The organism is Polaribacter reichenbachii (genome assembly GCF_001975665.1).
Classification (GTDB): Bacteria; Bacteroidota; Bacteroidia; order Flavobacteriales; family Flavobacteriaceae; genus Polaribacter; species Polaribacter reichenbachii.
In genome coordinates, this window is the sequence record NZ_CP019419.1 from 1,394,021 (window position 1) to 1,414,874 (window position 20,854).

Sequence of the window (20,854 nt, forward strand, 5' to 3'; positions counted from 1 at the left end):
ATATAAAAAACCCTAAATTTAAAAATAGTTTATACATTTTACATTTAGGGTTTGAAATATTAAAAATTTATTTAATTATTAATTTTTTTGCATTTTCACCAATTTTAATAATATAAATACCAGCGTTTAATTTGTGAAATATTTCTGTTTTATTTGTTTCTATCTTCTTATTTAAAACTTTAGCACCTAATAAATTATATACTTCAATTCTATTATTATAAGCACTTAAATTATTTAACTCTAAATTAAAAGAACTACTATTTACTGGATTTGGATAAACCTTAAACACATTATCTACCAAAGTGTTAGTATCTAAACCTAAAATACTACCTTCTGTATCTGAAACACCATCATCTTTAACATCCTTATAAGCTTCAAGAGCAGCTAAATCTACGAATGTTGCAACCCAGTCTATTGTATAATTTGTTGGGTCTACAACATCAGCAAGAGTAAATCCTATTCTAGAAATAGAAATATCTCCAGTTGTGTAATTAGCGTCTCCACTAAAATCAAAGTAATAAATTAAATTTCCTTCAGTAGTTGTTATGGAGCCAGTAGGAGTATATTTACCTCCGCCATTATTCATCCAAGCTGCAGCAGTTTCATTTCTTAGCTCTGCTTTAAAAGCTCCAGTAGCTGGTTTATCACCAATAAATTTAACCGCAATTATTTTATCTGTAGTAGAATTTATAGTATAAGTTGCATTATCATTTTTTAAATCAGCACGATATTTTCCATTACCTTGATCTCCCATTGTTACGATTAAATGACCTCCAGAAACCGAGCTAGTTCCATTAGGTTTATCATCTACAAACCAATCTCCTAATGAAGCGAAATTTTGATTTATTCCTCCTTGAGCTGAAATTAAGGATGTTGCACTTAGCATTAATGTTACTAATAAAAATTGTAATTGTGTTTTCATAATATTATGTTTTAAAATTAATAAAACATAAAACTAATTTATCCATATAAAAACTTACATAAATTATGGTTCAGATTAAATAAATTATAGTCCATTTTTTATTTTAATTTTTTTAGAAATAAAAAAAGTCTATTTAAAGAAAATTTTAAATAGACTTTTATAAGTGTAATTCAATTTATTTTATTCCTCTGTATATAATAAAGTACCAAAACCTAAAGAATCATAACCACCACTGTTAGGGCTATAATCACCACCACCACCTTCAGCAGGTAAATTGTCTATTGCAAATTTTAAATTTGGAGCGTTTAATCCCATTTTAATTACATAATGGTTATACAAACCAGCCCAAATTGGTCTAACATTACCTCTCCCGTCATCAGAAATCTCAGTATGAGTTTGTCCTCCAGCAGTACAGGTGTAATATTCTTGAAAAGGAACAGATTGATTTGCTACATTGTATTTTGCTGCATATTCTGCACCTTTTAAAATTCTATTATCTTGATAACTATACAAATCGTCTCCTTGGTTATACGCCATTCTTGCTATATCAGACATTAAACCAATACAAAGCAATGTATGTCCTTGGTCTCTACCACTTTCTTGTAATTGACCAAGTCCATCAGGATGTATATAATTTATAGCTAAATTTAAATTACCATTACTTAAACCATTTTTTAGATAATTTATTACAAACGCATACATTACATCATCTTCAATTAATACAGATATAGCTAAAATATTAGAAAGGTTAGCTAAATCCCAATTTGCCCAATAGTGAGATATACAAGTTCCATAATGCGTATCTATAAAATCTTTACTTACTTTATAAAAGACATCTACTATCCAAGTTTTAAAATCTTCAAAATCTTGAGAATTCCATCCATCATAATCTCTCATAATTTCTGCTGCGTTAGCAAATTGAGATCCGTAAATACCAGCAGCTAGGGCAATGTTACTATCGCCATTAATACTTTTATTTGTAGAAGCCCAAGCATTTAAAATTTGAATTGATTTTTCTGCATATGTAGCATCACCAGTAATTTTCCATCTAACTGCAGTTTGAAATGCTGCTGCAGCATCATTAAATGCTGTTGAATAGTTATCTGGTTCTGGTTCTTCTCTAGAATTTCCACCTCTTATTAACTTAACTACAGGACTTGGCGAATAACTTAATGAAGCATGGGGGTTTTGAATTAGTTTATTCCAACCAGAAGCCCATGGTTCTACACTTGCATTTACTTTAGGTATTATTCTATCAAAATCAGCTTGGGTAACTAAAAGACCTGGATGATTAAAATTTCTTAAACCAAGATCTCCTTCTGTAGTTACAACTCTAACTGCAGATTTTACTGTACTAATTCCGGTAGAAGAATCGCTAGATGTTACAGAAACAAAAATTCTATTATCTATATCTCTAACAATATCTAGTGTTGGGATTTCAATTGAAAATTCGTTATCAGAAAGTGTTGTGTTATAAGTTTGAGTATTAACAATAATCATAACATTATCTCCATCTGATGCATTACCATTTGTAGCTGTTCCGCTTACGGTTTGAGTTTCGTTTAAAAATTCTTCTGCATCTATAACATCATCTGTAGCTACTGGGTTTATTGTAACTATAACCTGAGATTTAGTCACTTCATCTTCTATGTTTTCGCAACTAAACAATAAAGTTATTAGTATTAATATTAAAAAATTCTTCATAATTATTTATATGTTTTCTATTTGTAATTTAAAATTAATGACTTTGTATATAAGCTTGTAATTCTTCTACATTCTTAAAGCTTTGAATCCAATCTAGCTCATAACCAGTTTCTTCTGTTGATGTAATATCAGCTATTTTAAAAGTAAAAGAAGGTAGGTCTTGAGATTCAGTAAAACCTCCGTCAATAGCACAATCATAGTAAATTACATTATCGGCAATAAAGTCTGTTAGATAGGCATTATTTTGAGCTCCGTTAAAACGGTCTAATTTTATATTACCTGTGCCTAAAGTTGGTAAACCTGTTCCTGTAAAGGCAATTTTAAGTGCTAAAATTGGGTATTCTTCGCTATAACGCCAAAGTCCATTTGGAGAATCAGCAGGAAACGTTGCTCCTTCAATATAGCTTAAATCAGCTCTTCTTTTTGATTGACCAGCTGCAAATGTAACTTTAAGCTTGCCATCTTCAATAATATTGTTTGCGCCTTGTTTACCTACCCAATATTCAGTTGGATTAGCATCATTAAAGTGATAACTAAACTTACCATTTGGTAGCTCTGTATATTCTTTTAAAGCATTTAAGCTTTCGAAAGATCTTACCCAATCTACAGAATACCCTGTTTCATCTGTAATGATATCAGCAATCTTAAATTGAAATGTACTAAATTCTGTATCTTCTGTTAATGATAAAGTATTACTAGCCCCAAACGTACTTGTTAAATCATAATAATATATATCACCATGAATTATACCTTCCCAATTATTTGATCCATTTTTATAGGATCCGAAATTTGTATCTAGAATAAAGTTACCACTTTGGGGTTTGTTTAATTTAATTGCTAGAATTGGAAAACTTCCCACATTTACTTTTGCATTATTTGTGAGTTTTAAATCTGCTCTTCTTTTTGCAGCATTCATATCAAAATTAACATTAAAACTTCCATTTGAAACTTCATAGGTAGAATTATTTCCTGCTTCCCAACCTTCATTATTTGCTGCTTCATCAAACATAAAATCTAGACCTACTAAAGGATAAGAAAATGCTTGTGTTACTAATTCTTGCACACCTATTTTAACAGATATAGGACCAGTAATCCCTTCTTCTGGAACTATTACTTTGATTTCAGTACTTGAAAATGAAACAATCTCTGCTGTTATATCACTTTTAAAAAGAACTGAAACTTGAGATTGATCATCGCCAAAATTTTCTCCATAAATCGTTAACTCATCTCCTGGTTTACCCTCTATTGGTTCAATTCTATCGTAAGTTGCAGATGGTAAAACTGTAAAATCACCTTCGGCAATTTTATTATATGTCCATACTTTAACTTCTACAGTACCAATACCTTCTGTAGTTTCTTGTGGTACTTTAACTACCATTTGATTATTTGTTACACTAACAAGATCATCTTCGGTTGTAGCTATTCCGTTAAAATAAACAGTTACTGCTTTACTATAATCACCAAAATCTGTACCTGTAATTGTAACTGAAGTTCCTGGTACACCACTTGTTGGACTAAAACCTTCTAAAAAAGGCTCTGGATATTGATAAGGCTTTATTTCTTCATTGTCTACACAGCTAATACTTATGGTAATTAAACCAATAAATAACAGTGTAAAGAGACTTGCTATTATTTTAGTTTTTTTCATTTTTTCATTTTTAAAATTATATTTTATATACTACCAATTAGGATTTTGTACCAATGAAGGATTTAATATTATTTGGCTTTGAGGTATTGGAAATAAATAGTTTTTTCTTGTAAAATTTCTATTTGATGATGGATCTGTAACTAAAGTTTGCTTAACTCCATTTACTGTTTCATAAGCTGTTGTGCCATGTACAAAATCTGACGGCACGTATAAATTTGTATTTCCTTCGTATTCTGTATCTTCAATGACAGCGCCATAAATAGTTTCATTTAAAACACTTTCTGCTATCCCCCATCTTTTTAAATCGTTAAACCTACTGTTCTCTGCAAATAGTTCTATGGCACGTTCACGACGTATTTCTTCCATAATATCTAAATTTGTTGATGAAGCTAATGCATTAGTTAATGGAGCTACACCTGCACGAGTTCTTACTTTATTAAGTGAATAATTTAAGTCTGCATCAGAAATACTACCATCTCTTTCTAAAATTGCTTCTGCATACATTAAATAAACTTCTGCCAATCTTAAGTGCGGATAATTAAAGGCTTCTTGTTGAGCTGCTCTATAACTACCATATTTATATGAAAAAAACTTCTTTAATGCTAAACCTAAACCCTCTCCAGGTCTTTTTGACCCAATTCCCACAGAACCATCTGTTGGAACACTTGAGTTAAAATAGGATGCCATTCTAAAATCTCTATTTAAAAATTCATCAGATGTTTTATTATACCCGCCAAACAAACCTGATTTATCAATTGGTAAACCGTCTGTACATAAAAACAGATCCATAAACTTTCTATTTGGGCGAAAACGCTCAAAAGCTAGACTTACATCTGTGTTTGCTTGTCTTAACTCAAAGTCGTAAATGCTTTGTATGATAAACTCATTATTGGTAGATTTATCTAAACCTGCTGGATTAGAACCAGAATCTTCTAAGTTAAATAAATAACGATTGCTATAATTATCTAATGAACTATTATTATTCCATAGAGAATAACCTCCATTATCTATAACATCTTTACATAATGTAGCTACTTGATTAAAGTATTCTGCTATATTTGCTGAAGAACCACCTGAACCTTGAAAATCTGTAGTCGTGCCAACATATTTTTCCCAAGTAGCTTCATATAGTAACACTTTTGCTTTAAATGCTTTAGCAGCATCACTACTTATTTTTCCTTTATCTCCACTTCCAATATTTTGTTCTTTAGGAAGTTTGTTTATTGCTTCATCTAAATCTAAAATAATTTGATCTACTACTTCATATCTGCTATTTCTAGCGCCAAAAAGTTCTGGAGAATCTAGGTCTAAGACAGTAGTAACTATTGGCACACCTCCAAAGCGTTGTAATAGAAAAAAGTGTTGCCAAGCTCTAAAAAAGTAAGCAGCTCCTACATACTCTGAAATATCTGATTCATCGCCATTAAACTCATTTGCTTTTTCTAATACAATATTAATATCTCTTAAGTAGTAATAAGTGTTTGTCCAATATTTATCTACATTTGAAATAACATTAGATCCTCTTCCTATTTCATTAGCAGTTAAGTCTAAATCACTTCCAAAATCTATAAAGTCATTAAATCTACTATTAAAATCATTAGGAAGTCCACTTGGTTTAGTAGGCCTCCAACTTACCATACCTTCATATAATTTATTTGATGCAAATAAAAAATGTTCTGGTTTATTAAAGTATACTGATTCTGTAACCTTATCTAATGGTTCTAAATTTAAATAATCTTTTTCGCAGCTCGTTAATGCTAGAAAAAGGAATACTATTGGTATTATTGTTTTTCTCATAATATGTTTTATTCTAATTAAAATGTAAGATTTAAGCCTAAAGCATATGTTCTAGTAAATGGATACACACTTTGTGTACTATCACCAAATTCTGGATCAAAACCATCTTTAACTTTGGTAAATTCAAACAAGTCGTTACCTGTAAAATATACCCTTACTTTATCCATTTTTAATTTTTCGATAATTGTTTTAGGTAAATTATAACCAACTACAAGATTTTTAAGTCTTATGTATCTATTATTTTGTAATAAAAAATCGTTGTTTGCCCAGTTATGAGCAGATCTGTTACTATTAAGTGTTAATCTTGGGTAAATGGCTTCTGTATTATTAGCCGTCCAAGTTTGCCCTAAATATGCAGATGATTGATTTGTCCAGATTCGCCAAAATGGATATTGCATATAACCGGTTCTTAAAACATTTTGATTTAAAACACCCTGAAACATTGCAGAAATATCAAAATTCTTATAGCTACCTCCTAAATTAATTCCAAAATTGTAATGAGCAGAAGAATCTCCCATATATTTAACATCACCTTGATCTATATATCCATTTCCATTTAAATCTACTTTTCTAGTGTCTCCAACTCGAATATTTTGAGTTGCATCAGATTGACTTGGTAGAATTCCTTGGTTTAATGCTGTATAAGTTGCATAATAATCGTCTACTTCTTCTTGTGTTTGAAACAAACCGTCTGTTTCAAATAAGAAATAAGAATTTATTGGATAACCTTCCCGAAACAAATCATCATCAGAAGATAATAAGCCTGGTTGTATTGGAGAGTTTCCGCCAACATTAACTACTTTATTTCTACTATCTCCTATATTTACAGAAAAATTGTATGAAAAATCTCCTTTTGTATCTTTCCAGCCAAGAGTTGCCTCCCATCCATTTGTTTTCATATTACCATCGTTTGTTGTAGGTACTTCACCACCTATTAAATCTGGGTAAACAACTTTAATTAACATACCAACATTTTCTTTTTCATACAAATCAAAGCTTCCTGTTAATCTATTATTTAAAAACCCAAAATCTAAACCAATATTTTTCATGATTACTTTTTCCCAAGTTCTAACATTGGTAGTTATACCATCAATTTTTACTGTACTTTGATTTCCTGGTGTAGTACCAAAAGGTAAGGTTCCAATAGAAAGTTGCGATAAATAATCATATAAACCAATACCACTTTGATTACCAGATGTACCATAACTTCCTCTTAATTTTAGATAATTTACAGCAGTATTTTCTAAGAATTTTTCTTTAGAAATTAACCAACCTGCTGTTACACTGCCAAAATTATTAAACTTATACCCTTCATCAAATCTTGAAGAACCATCTCTACGACCTATAAGCTCCAATAAATATTTTTCTTTATAATCATAATTAAATCTTGTTAAAAAAGCATATAAGCCAGAATGCCCAGCACCTCCTCTATTAGTTTGTACACCTGTAGCAACATTTAAATCATATACCCCAAAAGCATCTATACCTTGACGCTCTGCGTGTATTAACTGCTCTTCAAATAATTCTGCAGTTATCCCCCCCATAAAAGCAAAATTATGATCTTTATTTAATGATTTTTTATAGTTAAAAAAACCTCCATAATTTTGATAAGTTCTCTCTCTAGACTCTGCAATTATAAGTGATGTACCATTTATTTTTTCTGCAGAAATATCTCCATTCCATTGATATGGTTGTATTGTTAATCGTTGCTCATTATACAAATCCATTACTTTGGTATATGAACCTCTTATCGTAAAATCTAACCCTTCTAAAATTTTATAAGTAGCACTTAAATTTAATTTAGTAAGGCTTTGCTTTCTATCTTCTCTACCTCCATCTATTGTAGCAGCAGTGGCATTTCTATTACCTGCCACATTAAAGTTTGCATACCATTGCCCATATGGGTTTTGTGCAGGGAAAAATGGCGGGTCTGTAGATACTGCAGAAGCATCTAACCCAGATGAAGGACTAGAAATTAGACCTTGTTGATAGGTTATACCACTTTTTAAGCTTAGTTTTTCTGATATATCATAATCATAATTAAAACGAATATTATACTGTTTCTGTCCATCATACGCTGTTTTTAAAGCTCCTTTAGAATCTGAAACCATTGCAGAAAGACGATATTTTGTCTTTTCTGAAGAGCCTGAAATACCAATATTGTGCTGATAAGAGCTACTATCTCCAAATAATTCATCAAATCTATTTGCTTTGCCAATAAAAATATCTCCCCAAAAAGGTGTGGTATAAATACCTTCTTCTCCATTTTGAAGTCGAGTTAAATTTTCGACATTAGCCCATCCCCAGTAATAATTTTGACCATCTTCGTTTCCTGCATCTAAAAACATAGTTGCATATTCTTGCATACTTGATGCTGGTGGTCTTATACCAATAGTGTTATAGCGAAAATTTCCTGAATATTCTACTTTCATTTTCCCTTTACCTCGTTTGGTAGTTACCAAAATAACACCATTGGCTGCTCTAACACCATAAATAGATGCAGAACCGTCTTTTAGTACACTTACAGATTCAATATCATCTGGGTTCATTTGATAAAATTCACTACCAATAGCTTCAGATCCATCAATCATAATTAAAGGTGCTCCTCCGTTTATTGAGGTTGCTCCTCTTATCTGAAACTTAATATCTTCATTACCTGGCCTCGAAGAACTTCTAGTTACATTTAACCCTGGTGTTTGACCTTGTAAAGCTAGTGCAGCACTAGTTACAGCTCTTTCTTGAAATACTTCGCTTTTTACTTGATCTATAGAACCCGTTAATGATTCTTTCTTTTTAGCTCCATAACCAACGATTACTATTTCATCTAAAGAAGCAACATCATCCTCTAATGAAATATTAATAATCTTTTGGTTTCCAACTTTTATTTCTACAGTTTTAAAGCCTAAGTAATTAATAACTAATACTGATTCTTCTGACGGTACATCTATACTAAAGTTACCATTAAAATCAGATACTACTCCAATAGTTGTTTCTTTAACTAATATACTTACTCCAGGAAGTGGCATTTGATCTGAAGCTGAAACGATTTTACCTGTAATAGTTATTTTCTGAATTTTATTGATATTTACAACAGGTGAGAGGGTTGCATTGGCATATAATTTAGTTGAAAAGCCACAAAATAGAAATGCTATTGAGCATATGACCCTTAATAGGAGTTTCGGTTTTAATTGAAAGTTCTTTAATTCACTCATAAAAAATTAATTTACAAATATTTATATTTAGTTAATTGTTTTTACAGGCAATAAAAAAAGGGTTTAGTCATTTTTTATTATCTTTTTTTGTTGACAAAATATTATGTTCTATAGAGATAATTTGCAATATCTTTTTTAACATAATAAAATTGTTTAGTTATAATTTAATAAAAATTTAACCTTAAGAAAACCTTCTTAAAATTATACCACAATTTTATAACGAAATATGGAAAGTAAGTGTAAATTAAAATTCAATTTTGATTATTTATAGCTCATTTTCACTATAATCTAAATCATAAGTATTTGGAAATAAGGTTATTTTTGATGGTCTTTAAGTTTTTTCTCTAAATATTCTGTTGGTGTTAAACCAAATAATTCTCGGAAAGTTTTACTAAAATATGCTGTTGAGTTAAAGCCAGACATGTGTGTAATTTCCTTTATTGAATTCTCATTTTTAAGTAATAATTCAGAAGCATATTTTAAACGAATTGTTCTAATAAAACGACTCGGATTTTGTCCTGTGATAGAATTTATTTTTCTATAAAACTGAGATCTTCCAACTCCTATTTCTTTTAACAAATTATCTAATTTGTAATCTGGGTCTGATATGTTGTCAATAATTGCTTTAGTTGTTTTGTCTAAAAAAGCTTCATCTAAACTATTAGATGTAATTTCACTAGATGCAACAACTCCTCCAAAAGAAGCAAACCTATCTCTTAATCTTTTTTTAGCTTCTAATAAATTTTTAATTCTTGCTCTTAAAATATTAACGTTAAAAGGTTTAGATAAATATTCATCAGCACCTGTATTATAGCCTTCTATTTGATCTTCTTCAAGGCTTCTTGCCGTCAACAAAATAATTGGAATATGACAAATATCAATTTCAGTTTTTATTAAACGGCATAACTCAAATCCATCCATTTTTGGCATCATTACATCACTTATTACTAAATCTGGGTGGTATTTTTTTATTTTTTCTAATCCAACAACTCCATTTGCAGCTTCAATTATTTTAAAAGAATTACTAAATTCGTATACTAAATGTTTTCTTAATTCATTATTATCTTCTACAACTAAAATTACTTGTTTTTTCTTACCATCTGAGTTAGAATCAATATTTTTAATTTGTGTATCTATATTTTTTGTATTAACTCCTATTTCATATTCTGCTGATTGAACACTAGCAATATCAAATTCATTAATGTACTTATTTTTATCATCTATAAATTCGCTATTTTTATTTTTTAGATTTAGGGGTAATAAAACAGTAAAAATGCTTCCCTCTTTATATTTACTTTCTACAAATATTTCGCCTTGATGTAGGGTTACAAGTCCTTTGGTTATATTTAAACCAATTCCCATACCTGTTTTGGTATTTCCTGCATTTACAAATCTGCCAAAAACATTTTTAAGTTGTTCTTTTTTAAATCCAACACCTGTGTCTTTAATTTCTATTTGAATAAATTCCTCAAAATTTTTCTTTTTTGAAATTTTTGAATATAGTGTTTTACTCTTTTCACTTAGACTGGAAATTGAAAGCTTTACTGTACCACCTTTGTTAGTGTATTTTATAGCATTAGAAATTAAATTAGTAATAATTTTTTCAACTTTATCTGGATCAAAATTTATTTCCAATTCTGTAAAAGCACTTTTAAATTTATACTTAATACCTTTTGATTTTGCTAATCCTTTAAATAACTTAAAAACATCTTTACTATACTTAATTAAATCTCCATCTACGAGTTTAAGAGGAACTTTGCCTAAATCCATTTTTCTAAAATCTAATAACTGATTTACCAAATAGTATAGTCTCTTAGCACTTCTTTGCAACGTATAGGCATTTTCTTTAACTACTTCAGGTTTATTAAATGACGAAATAATTTTATCTACAGGATTTAAAATTAAAGTAAGAGGTGTTCTTAATTCATGCGAAACATTAATAAAAAATTTTAATTTCATTTGATCTAATTCATGCTCCTTCTCCTCATTTATATTTTTGGTATAATAGTAAAGACCCACAAAAAATAATAAAATAAAAATAATAAAATAAGAAACGTATGCCCACCAAGTTTTCCATAATGGGGGTGATATATGAATGTTAATTGAAGTTACTTCTGCATTATTCCAATTATTATCTAATGAAGCTTTAACTTGAAAAACATAATCTCCATTAGGAATACTAGAATAATTTGCTAACCTATCTTCTCCTGCTTTTATAAAATCATCATGAATACCTAGCATTCTATATTGATACTTTACATGTTTTTGGTTTTTATAATTAAAGGCAACAAATTCAAAAGTTAAAAAACCTTGATCATATCTTAACTCTAACAAATCTGTATTTGAAATAGAATTACTTAATACTACCTTATTATCAATTTCTTGTTCAACCCTTACAACCTTATTAAACATTTTAAGTTTAGTTATTATGGGTTTTAAGGGTTTTGATTTTATTACTATATCTTTTGGATTAAAAAAGTTAAATCCATTTATACCCCCAGCAATTATTCTACCATCACTAGCTTTATCTATGGATTTACTTTGAAATTCTATTCCTTGTACACCATCTTGAGTGTTGAAATTATAAAATTTATCTTCTTTAACTTGGTATTTTGACAAACCACTTTTAGTAGTAATCCATAAATTAAAATCATCATCTTCTTGTATGCCTAAAACTAAATTATTTGGTAATCCTTGTGAAGTGGTGTATGATTTTATAAGTTTTAGCTGAGCATTTAATTGATACATACCAATATCAGTTCCTAACCAAATATTACCTTTGTGGTCTTCCGTAATAAAATTTATACGAGTACCTAAAATTGGGTTTTCTTTTAATTCTGAAAAATTTATTTTATTTGGTATATAACCGTCCAAGCTATCTAGCATTACAATTGCTAAACCTTCAGATGTTCCTACTAATAGTCTGTTTTTAGAGTCTATAAAGATGGAAAAGACAAGGTCACTCATTAAGCTGTTGTTATTTCCCTGTTCGTTTTTAAATTTTTTAAACTTTTTTGTAAGAGGGTTAAATAAGTTTAATCCTTCTGTTTGTGTTCCAACCCAAAGTCTATGTTCTTTGTCTTCTACAGCACACCAAACAGTATTTTGGCCAATGGAATAAGGATTCTGTTGTTGGTATTTAAATTGTTCAAAACTCTCAGTTTTAGGGTTAAATTTATTCAATCCACCATCCCAAGTACAAACCCATAAAGTTTTATCAAAACTTTCGGTTAAGTATACTATTTTATCAGAACTCAATGAGTTTGGATTATTTGAATCTGCTCTATAATGTTTAAAGGTTCCTTTTTCTTCATCAAATAAATTAAGACCACCACCATCAATCCCTATCCAAACCCTATTATTACTATCTTGTAATACTGATTGTGCTATTTTAGAACTTAAGCCATTCTTTTTTCCAAATTCATAAAAATAATGTCCAAAATCTGATTTAGACAATACCAATTTACTTATTCCTTTATTATAAGATCCAAACCAAAAAACACCTTCTTTGTCTTCAAGTATACTTGCTGGTTGGTTATTTGGAAGAGAAAATTCATTGAAAGGGTTATAAACAATATGTTGTATTAATCCTTTGTTTTTATCAAAAAGGAATAATCCATCACCATCAGTTGCTATCCAAATAATTCCTTTTTTATCTTGATATATATCAAAGATTTGCGCATTACTTTCTTTTGAAAAAACTTGTTTAAATTTATTATTTTTTCTATCCCAAATAATTAATAAAGACATATCACTACCAAACCAAAAATCGCCATTATTATCTACAAGCAGTTGTTTTACTGTATGATTTAACAAAAAAGAATTTGGAATATTTATATGTACTCTATTAAAATTATCATTTTGAGAATTATATTTATTTAAAAATTCACCTTCGGTTATAGCCCAAATAATACCTGCATTATCTTTTACTATTTTAGTACTATTATTGTTATCTATTGAGTTTTGGTTGGTTTTATTATTTGAATAATGCTTAACAATAAAATCTTTTTTCCCGACATTTTTGTTATTACCCTTTAAACTTAATTTAAAGACACCTTTTTTAGTAGCAATCCACAGTAAATTTGTAGATTGGTCAAAATATAAATCATTAATAATATCTCCTTGATTTGCAAAATCTAACCCTTTTTTGTGTAGTGGAACGTAATGGAATACTTCTTTCTTTTTGTCAAAAACATTTAAGCCATTATTAGTTCCAATCCATAAATTTCCATAGCTATCTTCAGTTATTGTATTTATTCTGTTGTTACTAATTGAGTTTGAGTCATTCAATATCGGTCTATATATTTCAAATACATAGCCATCATATCTGTTTAAACCATCAATAGTTCCAAACCACATAAACCCTTCACTGTCCTCAAATATTTCTGTACTTGTACTACTAGATAATCCTTTGTTTGTATCTAAATTTTCAAACTTAAGATTAGCGTACTGAGAAAATACTTGCGCAGAAGATAAGAAGATTAGAAAAAAAATAAATCTTGTTCTTTTCATTCTAAAAATTAAATACTACTAAATATAAGTTTTGAATTGTAAAAAAAATGATGCTTACATATTAAGAATTATATTCTTATAGTAAGTGTAAAAATACAATTTAAAAGTTTTTACAATTAAATAACTACTTTTTTTTCAAAATATTTTCAAATTTCTTTTTTTTTATAATTTAAAGACAATCCTCTAATTAAATTTTTTGTTCAAACTCTTTAGCGAATATTAAAAATTTAATCTCAAGTATTTCAAATACTATTAGATTCAGTAATAATAAAAAGAATCCGCTTTATAATGGGTTTTAAGTAACCTATATTGAATTATAATTTATACAATTTAGTATGCATAATAAGTAATATTGAAAAATCAATTTTGCATTTTTATTTAATTGAGAGAAATTAAAACAAAAGCAGAATAGTTTCCAAAAAAAGAGTGTGCTTATGTAATCACTTTTTTTAATTGCAGGTTTATGTTAACTAATAATACTTGAGTTTTTACATTTATTAATGCTAAAAATAATTCTCTTGGATGAAAGTTTACAATCTATCTTACAATAAGAATTATAATTGAAAAACAGAAAATGAATAAAAATTATGAGATTAGATACGCTTCTAATCCAGAAGCAGTAAAAAAATACGATACAACATTTTTACGAAGTGAGTTTATTGTTAAAAGCGTAATAAAAGTAGATGAAATAAAGTGGGTTTATTCTCATTATGATAGATTTATGGTAGCAGGTGTAGCTCCAATTAAAAAATCAATAGAACTAGAATCAATAGAACCTTTAAAAACGGATTATTTTTTAAATAGAAGAGAATTAGGAATCATAAATATTGGTGAAACTGGAATCGTATCTGTAGATGGTACAGAATACACTCTTCATAATAAAGAAGCATTATATCTTGGCAAAGGAAATAAAAGTGTTGTATTTTCTAGTAAATCTCCCAAAACCCCGGCACAATTTTATTTAAACTCAACTCCTGCTCATAGAGCATTTCCTAATAAAAAAATTGGAATTAAAGATGTTGAAGTTGTTGAGTTAGGTACTCCAGAAACAGCAAATGCACGTACATTAAGAAAATATATTGTTAATGGCGTTGTAGAGGTTTGTCAGCTTCAAATGGGGATGACTACCTTAAAATCTGGTAGTGTTTGGAATACAATGCCAGCGCATGTGCATGATAGAAGAATGGAAGTTTATTTCTATTTCGAAATCCCCAAAGATCAAGCTGTATGTCATTTTATGGGAGAGCCAATCCAAACAAGGCATCTTTGGCTACAAAATAATGAAGCAGTTATATCTCCTCCTTGGTCTATTCATTCAGGATCAGGTACAAGTAATTATACATTTATTTGGGGAATGGCAGGTGAAAATCTTGACTATGGAGATATGGATGTATGTAAAATAAACGAATTAAAATAACTAAATTATTAAAAAATTATGTCAATTAACTTATTTGATTTAACAGGAAAAGTAGCTCTAATAACAGGAGCAGTTCATGGATTAGGAATGGCTATGGCTAAAGGACTTGGAAATGCAGGAGCCACTATTGTAGTTAATAATAACTCAACAGAAAAATTAGAAGAAGCTGTTAACATATATAAAAAAGCAGGACTAAATGCTTATGGATATGTTTTTGATGTTACTGATGAAGAATCTGTAATTGAAGCCATCACAAAAATAGAAGCAGAAGTTGGCTCTATTGATATTCTAGTAAATAATGCTGGAATTATTAAAAGAACACCAATTGTAGATATGGAAGTTATAGACTTTGAATCGGTTATAAAAGTTGATCTAATTGGTCCCTTTATTGTTTCTAAAAATATTGCTAAAGGAATGATTAAAAGAGGAGGTGGGAAAATCATAAATATTTGTTCTATGATGAGTGAATTAGGTAGAGATTCTGTAAGCGCTTATGCAGCTGCTAAAGGTGGCTTAAAAATGCTAACAAAAAATATGGCAACAGAATGGGCTAAGTTTAATATTCAAACAAACGGTATTGGTCCAGGTTATTTTGCTACAAGTCAAACAGCACCAATTAGAGTTGATGGTCATCCTTTTAATGATTTTATTATTAGTAGGACGCCTGCTGGTAGATGGGGAGAACCAGAAGATTTACAAGGAGCTGCAATCTTTTTAAGTTCAAAAGCGAGTGATTTTGTAAACGGACATGTAGTTTATGTTGATGGCGGAATTTTGGCCACAATAGGAAAACCTTTAGATGAAAACTAATATTTTATTATATATAAAGCCAAAATTAATAAAGCTTAGGCAAATAAATTGTAAAAGATAAATACCTCTTATTGTACTTTATGTAAATATTATGCTTATAAATACTAGTCGGAATAGGCTTAAGATGACATTTTTTGTTAGTTATAAGAGTTGTACCTATAATTTATATGGATTGAATCATAATTTATGTTGTTGTGAATTTATTCTCAATAATATTGCTACTATCTAATACTTATGAATTTTAATATGATAATTTATATAATATAGGTTTTATTAAAAAGGTTAAGAAAATTGAAGAGAATAATATGAATATTAAATTACAAATTTTAGGATTATTTTTTGGAGCATTCCTAATGGTTGGATGTGCTAATACTTCTAATAAAATTTTTAATGTAGATAAACAATTAGAATATTGTGTAGCACAATCTTCTAAAGCATTAAAGTTAATTCCAGCAGTAGGAGATATTCCAAGAAATATAGCACCAAATTCTAAAGAGTGGAGGTATGTAAATTATAAAGATTGGACAAGTGGATTTTGGCCTGGAGAACTTTGGTATTTATATGATTTTACCGGAGATAAAAAAATAGAAAAAGAAGCAGAAAAATTTACATCTTATTTAAAACCCTTATCTGTAACTCCAGCTTTAGATCATGATTTAGGTTTTCAGGTGTTTAATAGTTATGGAAATGGATATAAATTAACCAAAAAAGAAATATACAAAGAAGTAATTCTGAAAGCAGCAGATACCCTAGCAACACTTTTTAATCCAAAAGTAGGAACAATCCTTTCTTGGCCTAGGGAAGTTCCGAATATGGAATGGCCTCAGCACAATACTATTATGGACAATATGATCAATTTAGAATTGTTGTTTTGGGCATCAAAAAACGGAGGAGACAAATCATTGTATGATATGGCTGTAAGTCATGCTGATGTAACAATGAAAAATCATTTTAGACCCGATTATACTTCGTACCATGTGGTTGTTTACGATAAAGAAACAGGAGAGAAAATTAAAGGAGTAACACATCAAGGTTATAGTGATGATAGTATGTGGGCACGTGGTCAATCTTGGGCTATTTACGGTTATACTATGGTATATAGAGAAACAAAAGATCCAAAGTATTTAGACTTTGCACAAAATGTGACTCAAGTATATTTAGATCGATTGCCAAAAGATTTAATCCCTTATTGGGATTTTGATGATCCATTAATTCCAAATACATCAAGAGATGCATCTGCAGCTGCAGTTGTTGCATCAGCATTGTTGGAGTTATCAACATTTACTAAAGATGCTAAACTCTCTAAAGAATATTTACAAAAAGCAGAAAAAATGTTAATAGAACTTTCTTCAAGCTATCAAAGTCATGATGTGAATTCAGCTTGTTTATTATATTCCACAGGACACAAACCAGCAAAATCAGAAATAGATTATTCTATAATATATGCAGACTATTATTATGTAGAAGCATTATTGAAATATAAAAAGTTAAAAGAAGGAAAACCGTTATTATCTCCATTAGAATAGAAAAAACATGAATAATAAAATATTAATTTGGTCTATTACTGCCGCTCTGGCTGGTTTTTTATTTGGTTTTGATACGGTAGTAATTTCTGGAGCTGAAAAAAAACTTCAACTTTTATGGGGCTCAAGTGATGCTTTTCACGGAATGGTAGTGATTGGTATGGCTTTATGGGGAACTGTTATAGGGGCAATACTAGGTGGAATTCCAGCGAATAAATTAGGAAGAAAAAATACTTTGATTTGGATTGGTATATTCTATACCATTTCTGCAATTGGTTCTGGTTTGGCAAATGATGCCATTACTTTTGCGATATTTAGATTCATTGGTGGTTTAGGAGTAGGAGCTTCTACTATTGCTGCACCTGCTTATATTTCTGAAATTGCACCTGCAAAAGATAGAGGTAAATTGGTTGGTCTTTATCAGTTTAATATCGTTTTTGGTATTTTAATAGCTTTTGGTTCAAATTATTTATTAAACGATATTGGAGAGAATGATTGGAGGTGGATGGTTGGAATAGAAGCTGTTCCTGCTGCAATTTATACTTTGTTAGCATTTACATTACCAAAAAGTCCTAGATGGTTATTAACAAAATTAAAAACTGTTGAGGCAAAAGAAGTTCTAGAAAAAATAAATCCAAACAAAGATTCGGAAGAATTAATGGCTCAAATTAAAGTAGAGATGGATCGTACAGTACCCAATGAAAATATATTTATTAAAAAGTATAGGTTTCCAATGATACTGGCTTTTTTGATTTCATTCTTTAATCAATTATCTGGAATTAATGCTTTGTTATATTATTCCCCTAGAATCTTAACAGAGGCGGGGCTTGAAGAAAGTTCTGCTTTGTTAAGTAGTATAGGTGTAGGAGTAACTAATTTGATTTTTACTCTACTAGGGATTTACTTGATTGATAAATTAGGTAGAAAACAGTTGATGTATATCGGGTCAATAGGTTATATTATTTCTTTATCATTGGTTTCTTTAGCATTCTTTTTTGATTGGGAAGGTAGTTATATGCCCATATTTTTATTCGCTTTTATTGCTGCACATGCTATTGGTCAAGGAACAGTTATTTGGGTGTTTATTTCAGAAATTTTCCCCAATCATTTAAGAGGTTCTGGTCAATCTTTTGGTAGTTCAGTGCATTGGGTACTGGCTGCAATTGTGCCTTCGTTAGTACCAATGCTGTTTTCTACCATTGGAGCAGGAGCTGTATTTGCTTTTTTTGCTTTTATGATGGTATTTCAGTTATTGTTTGTTCTTTTTATGATGCCAGAAACCAAAGGAAAAACTTTAGAAGAGTTACAAAGTATGATTATAAAAAAGAATTAATTATATGTAGAGTGTATTTTTGTTAATTTATAGTTTGATTTAATCTTTAAGAAATATTTTACCCGTTTTACAAACGTTTACAAATAATTACAAACGAAAGTAATTGATTTGTAATGGAATAAAATTGTAATGACGTCTCAACTATACAAAGTCAAAACAAATTGACATAAACAAATTATAAACTAGCACTTAAATAAATAATGTTTAAAAACCTTATCTTATTAATAGGTTAATAAACAAAGTACAGTTAATTGGAAACTTAGATAACAACCCAGAAATCATAACTTTAAATAGTGGTAAAAAATTAGCACAATTTTCTAGCTGCTTTCTGATTTAAAGTTATGTTTAATAAATCAAAAAAATATTCAGGTTCGTGAACGGTAAAAAAGTGTTTATTGTTGGGTATTTTTGGTTCAAAGAAGTTTTCTGGTTGGCAAGTACCTTCGTATAATAATTGTTGAGGTAGCAAATCGTACTTTTCCATAGGAAAACGATGTCCTTCTTTTAATGGATGGTTGTAAATAGGATGATATGCTATTTTAATCATAAATTAATCTGTAAACTTTCTAAATGTAAGTTCTTTAGAAAAAGTATTGTAAATAGATTTAATAAAAAAATCTTTGTATTTAAAAACAGTACTTCCACTATTATTCGATTTGTAATCTTTCATTTTATCAAAAGCATTTTCTTTAATTTCACCTTTAATATGATTAAAGTTTTTATCTAACAGAGATTCAATAGTGGTTGTTTTGTTATTAGTAAAAGAATTATAAGCCATCATAGTTGGGTTAAAATATACTGTTGCAGCGCCAATACTTCCAATAGGAATTCCAGCCATTGGCATCATCATTCCCATACCTCCAGATCTTTGTACTATATAACCACCAATAGTTAAATGATAATTATTATCTAATTTTCTTACAGATAATCCTGTATTTCCTTTGGCAATTCGCCTTAAAAAACGGTTGGTTTTTAATAAATCTCTTTTAGCTTTATACATACCACCTTTTTGTATAATACCAGAATTTTTAAATGTAATTGAATCTTCTTTTTTTGCTGAATATTCTTTTAATAAATTTCCAGATTCAAAATCTAAAATTTCTATTACAAATTCATTTGTAGTAGTAGCCAATGTAAAAAGATGGTCTCCATTTAAATAAGAATTTGTTCTTTTTGATTTTTCGCCCAGCTTAGGTTTGTCAAATTGAAAAGAAATGGCAGTAAAATTATTTAAATCAATTTGTAGAACTTGAGTATACATTTTATGATGATCTAAAGTAATTAAAATGGTTTGGCCTCTAACAAACATTTTACTTGATTTAGATGTTAGCTCTATTGAGTTTGGAGTGTTTTCATCAAATTTATTTAACGCACCATTTTCTATTAAATAGGTTACGATTTTTAAATTTCTACCTTGAGAATTTATAAATCTTAGATTAGATAAATCAATATTATTTTTAGAAGGGTTTCCGTTTTCATCAAAAGTGTAAATAAATAATTGATTATTTTCTTTAGAGCCTGAAATTAAATAAAATTGATTATTAGCATCTACAGTTTGTATAAAAGTTTCATTATTACCAATGGAAAACTCTTTAAAAACTGTTGTTTTTTCATTAAAAGAAAATTGTACTGAAGCAAATTTATTTTTTTTCTTATTGGTTAAAAATACACGATAAGAATTATTGGTTGATGCACTAGAACCAATTAAAACTTTAAATTTTCTTCTTTTTTCTTCGGATGAAATTTTATCTGAAACTTTAAAATTAGCATCAATTTTATATCCATATACATTTTTAGCATCAGCTATAAAAAAAGCAATTTCATCAGTTTCTGTATTAACAACAGGTATAACGTCTTTAATTGCAGATGAACTTGTTTTTAAATCATTTTCAAAAATTACTAATTCCTCTTGAGATAAAAGAGAAAAACTAATGAACAAAACTAAAATTGTAAATAAATTCTTTATCATAAATATT

Annotated in this window: 11 protein-coding genes and 2 pseudogenes; 5 read left to right on the plus strand and 8 right to left on the minus strand. The window is 29.0% G+C overall.

Features of this window, described 5'->3' with window-relative positions; all coding sequences use genetic code 11:
- Window positions 1-67 precede the first annotated feature (67 nt).
- The 6 genes from BW723_RS05840 to BW723_RS05865 all read right to left on the minus strand — a co-directional run bounded on the left by BW723_RS05840 (window position 68) and on the right by BW723_RS05865 (window position 13,795).
- Window positions 68-922, minus strand: coding sequence for a T9SS type A sorting domain-containing protein (locus BW723_RS05840; RefSeq protein WP_068360921.1), 855 nt, complete (start codon window positions 920-922; stop codon window positions 68-70).
- Window positions 923-1,102: 180 nt separating this feature from the next.
- Window positions 1,103-2,626, minus strand: a complete 1,524-nt coding sequence (locus BW723_RS05845; protein ID WP_139059109.1) for an alginate lyase family protein — start codon at window positions 2,624-2,626, stop codon at window positions 1,103-1,105.
- Between the two features lie 34 nt (window positions 2,627-2,660).
- Window positions 2,661-4,274 carry a DUF4979 domain-containing protein gene (locus BW723_RS05850; protein ID WP_068360919.1) on the minus strand — a complete coding sequence of 538 codons (1,614 nt, stop codon included), beginning with the start codon at window positions 4,272-4,274 and terminating at the stop codon, window positions 2,661-2,663.
- 30 nt (window positions 4,275-4,304) lie between these two features.
- The gene (locus tag BW723_RS05855; RefSeq protein WP_068360916.1) at window positions 4,305-6,071 is read right to left on the minus strand and encodes a RagB/SusD family nutrient uptake outer membrane protein; all 1,767 of its coding nucleotides are present in this window, start codon (window positions 6,069-6,071) and stop codon (window positions 4,305-4,307) included.
- Between the two features lie 17 nt (window positions 6,072-6,088).
- Window positions 6,089-9,283 carry a SusC/RagA family TonB-linked outer membrane protein gene (locus BW723_RS05860; RefSeq protein ID WP_068360914.1) on the minus strand — a complete coding sequence of 1,065 codons (3,195 nt, stop codon included), beginning with the start codon at window positions 9,281-9,283 and terminating at the stop codon, window positions 6,089-6,091.
- Between the two features lie 315 nt (window positions 9,284-9,598).
- Window positions 9,599-13,795, minus strand: a complete 4,197-nt coding sequence (locus BW723_RS05865; RefSeq protein WP_068360911.1) for a hybrid sensor histidine kinase/response regulator transcription factor — start codon at window positions 13,793-13,795, stop codon at window positions 9,599-9,601.
- A gap of 574 nt (window positions 13,796-14,369) precedes the next feature.
- Between BW723_RS05865 and kduI the strand changes: the two genes are divergently transcribed.
- From kduI to BW723_RS17955, 5 genes and pseudogenes are all read left to right on the plus strand, one after another.
- On the plus strand, window positions 14,370-15,212 hold the full coding sequence (gene kduI, locus BW723_RS05870; protein WP_068360908.1) for a 5-dehydro-4-deoxy-D-glucuronate isomerase: 843 nt from the start codon (window positions 14,370-14,372) through the stop codon (window positions 15,210-15,212).
- 18 nt (window positions 15,213-15,230) lie between these two features.
- Window positions 15,231-16,022 carry a gluconate 5-dehydrogenase gene (locus tag BW723_RS05875; RefSeq protein ID WP_068360905.1) on the plus strand — a complete coding sequence of 264 codons (792 nt, stop codon included), beginning with the start codon at window positions 15,231-15,233 and terminating at the stop codon, window positions 16,020-16,022.
- A gap of 305 nt (window positions 16,023-16,327) precedes the next feature.
- Window positions 16,328-17,548, plus strand: a complete 1,221-nt coding sequence (locus BW723_RS05880; protein ID WP_068360904.1) for a glycoside hydrolase family 88 protein — start codon at window positions 16,328-16,330, stop codon at window positions 17,546-17,548.
- Between the two features lie 7 nt (window positions 17,549-17,555).
- Window positions 17,556-18,878, plus strand: a complete 1,323-nt coding sequence (locus BW723_RS05885; RefSeq protein ID WP_068360903.1) for a sugar porter family MFS transporter — start codon at window positions 17,556-17,558, stop codon at window positions 18,876-18,878.
- Window positions 18,879-19,098: 220 nt separating this feature from the next.
- Window positions 19,099-19,197, plus strand: a pseudogene (locus tag BW723_RS17955) (single-stranded DNA-binding protein); the annotation flags it as partial.
- On the opposite strand, the pseudogene BW723_RS05890 reads toward BW723_RS17955, so the two are convergent.
- Both BW723_RS05890 and BW723_RS05895 read right to left on the minus strand, forming a co-directional pair.
- Window positions 19,189-19,425, minus strand: a pseudogene (locus BW723_RS05890) (histone deacetylase); the annotation flags it as partial. The pseudogenes BW723_RS17955 and BW723_RS05890 sit on opposite strands and share 9 nt — an antisense overlap.
- Window positions 19,426-19,428: 3 nt before the next feature.
- On the minus strand, window positions 19,429-20,847 hold the full coding sequence (locus BW723_RS05895; protein ID WP_068360894.1) for a hypothetical protein: 1,419 nt from the start codon (window positions 20,845-20,847) through the stop codon (window positions 19,429-19,431).
- Window positions 20,848-20,854: the final 7 nt, after the last annotated feature.

Coding starts and splice junctions, on each gene's coding strand:
- BW723_RS05885 (WP_068360903.1), top strand. CDS start 17,556: ATGAATAATAAAATATTAATTTGGTCTATTACTGCCGCTCTGGCTGGT.
- BW723_RS05845 (WP_139059109.1), bottom strand. CDS start 2,626: ATGAAGAATTTTTTAATATTAATACTAATAACTTTATTGTTTAGTTGC.
- BW723_RS05850 (WP_068360919.1), bottom strand. CDS start 4,274: ATGAAAAAAACTAAAATAATAGCAAGTCTCTTTACACTGTTATTTATT.
- BW723_RS05875 (WP_068360905.1), top strand. CDS start 15,231: ATGTCAATTAACTTATTTGATTTAACAGGAAAAGTAGCTCTAATAACA.
- BW723_RS05855 (WP_068360916.1), bottom strand. CDS start 6,071: ATGAGAAAAACAATAATACCAATAGTATTCCTTTTTCTAGCATTAACG.
- BW723_RS05880 (WP_068360904.1), top strand. CDS start 16,328: ATGAATATTAAATTACAAATTTTAGGATTATTTTTTGGAGCATTCCTA.
- kduI (WP_068360908.1), top strand. CDS start 14,370: ATGAATAAAAATTATGAGATTAGATACGCTTCTAATCCAGAAGCAGTA.
- BW723_RS05865 (WP_068360911.1), bottom strand. CDS start 13,795: ATGAAAAGAACAAGATTTATTTTTTTTCTAATCTTCTTATCTTCTGCG.
- BW723_RS05840 (WP_068360921.1), bottom strand. CDS start 922: ATGAAAACACAATTACAATTTTTATTAGTAACATTAATGCTAAGTGCA.
- BW723_RS05895 (WP_068360894.1), bottom strand. CDS start 20,847: ATGATAAAGAATTTATTTACAATTTTAGTTTTGTTCATTAGTTTTTCT.
- BW723_RS05860 (WP_068360914.1), bottom strand. CDS start 9,283: ATGAGTGAATTAAAGAACTTTCAATTAAAACCGAAACTCCTATTAAGG.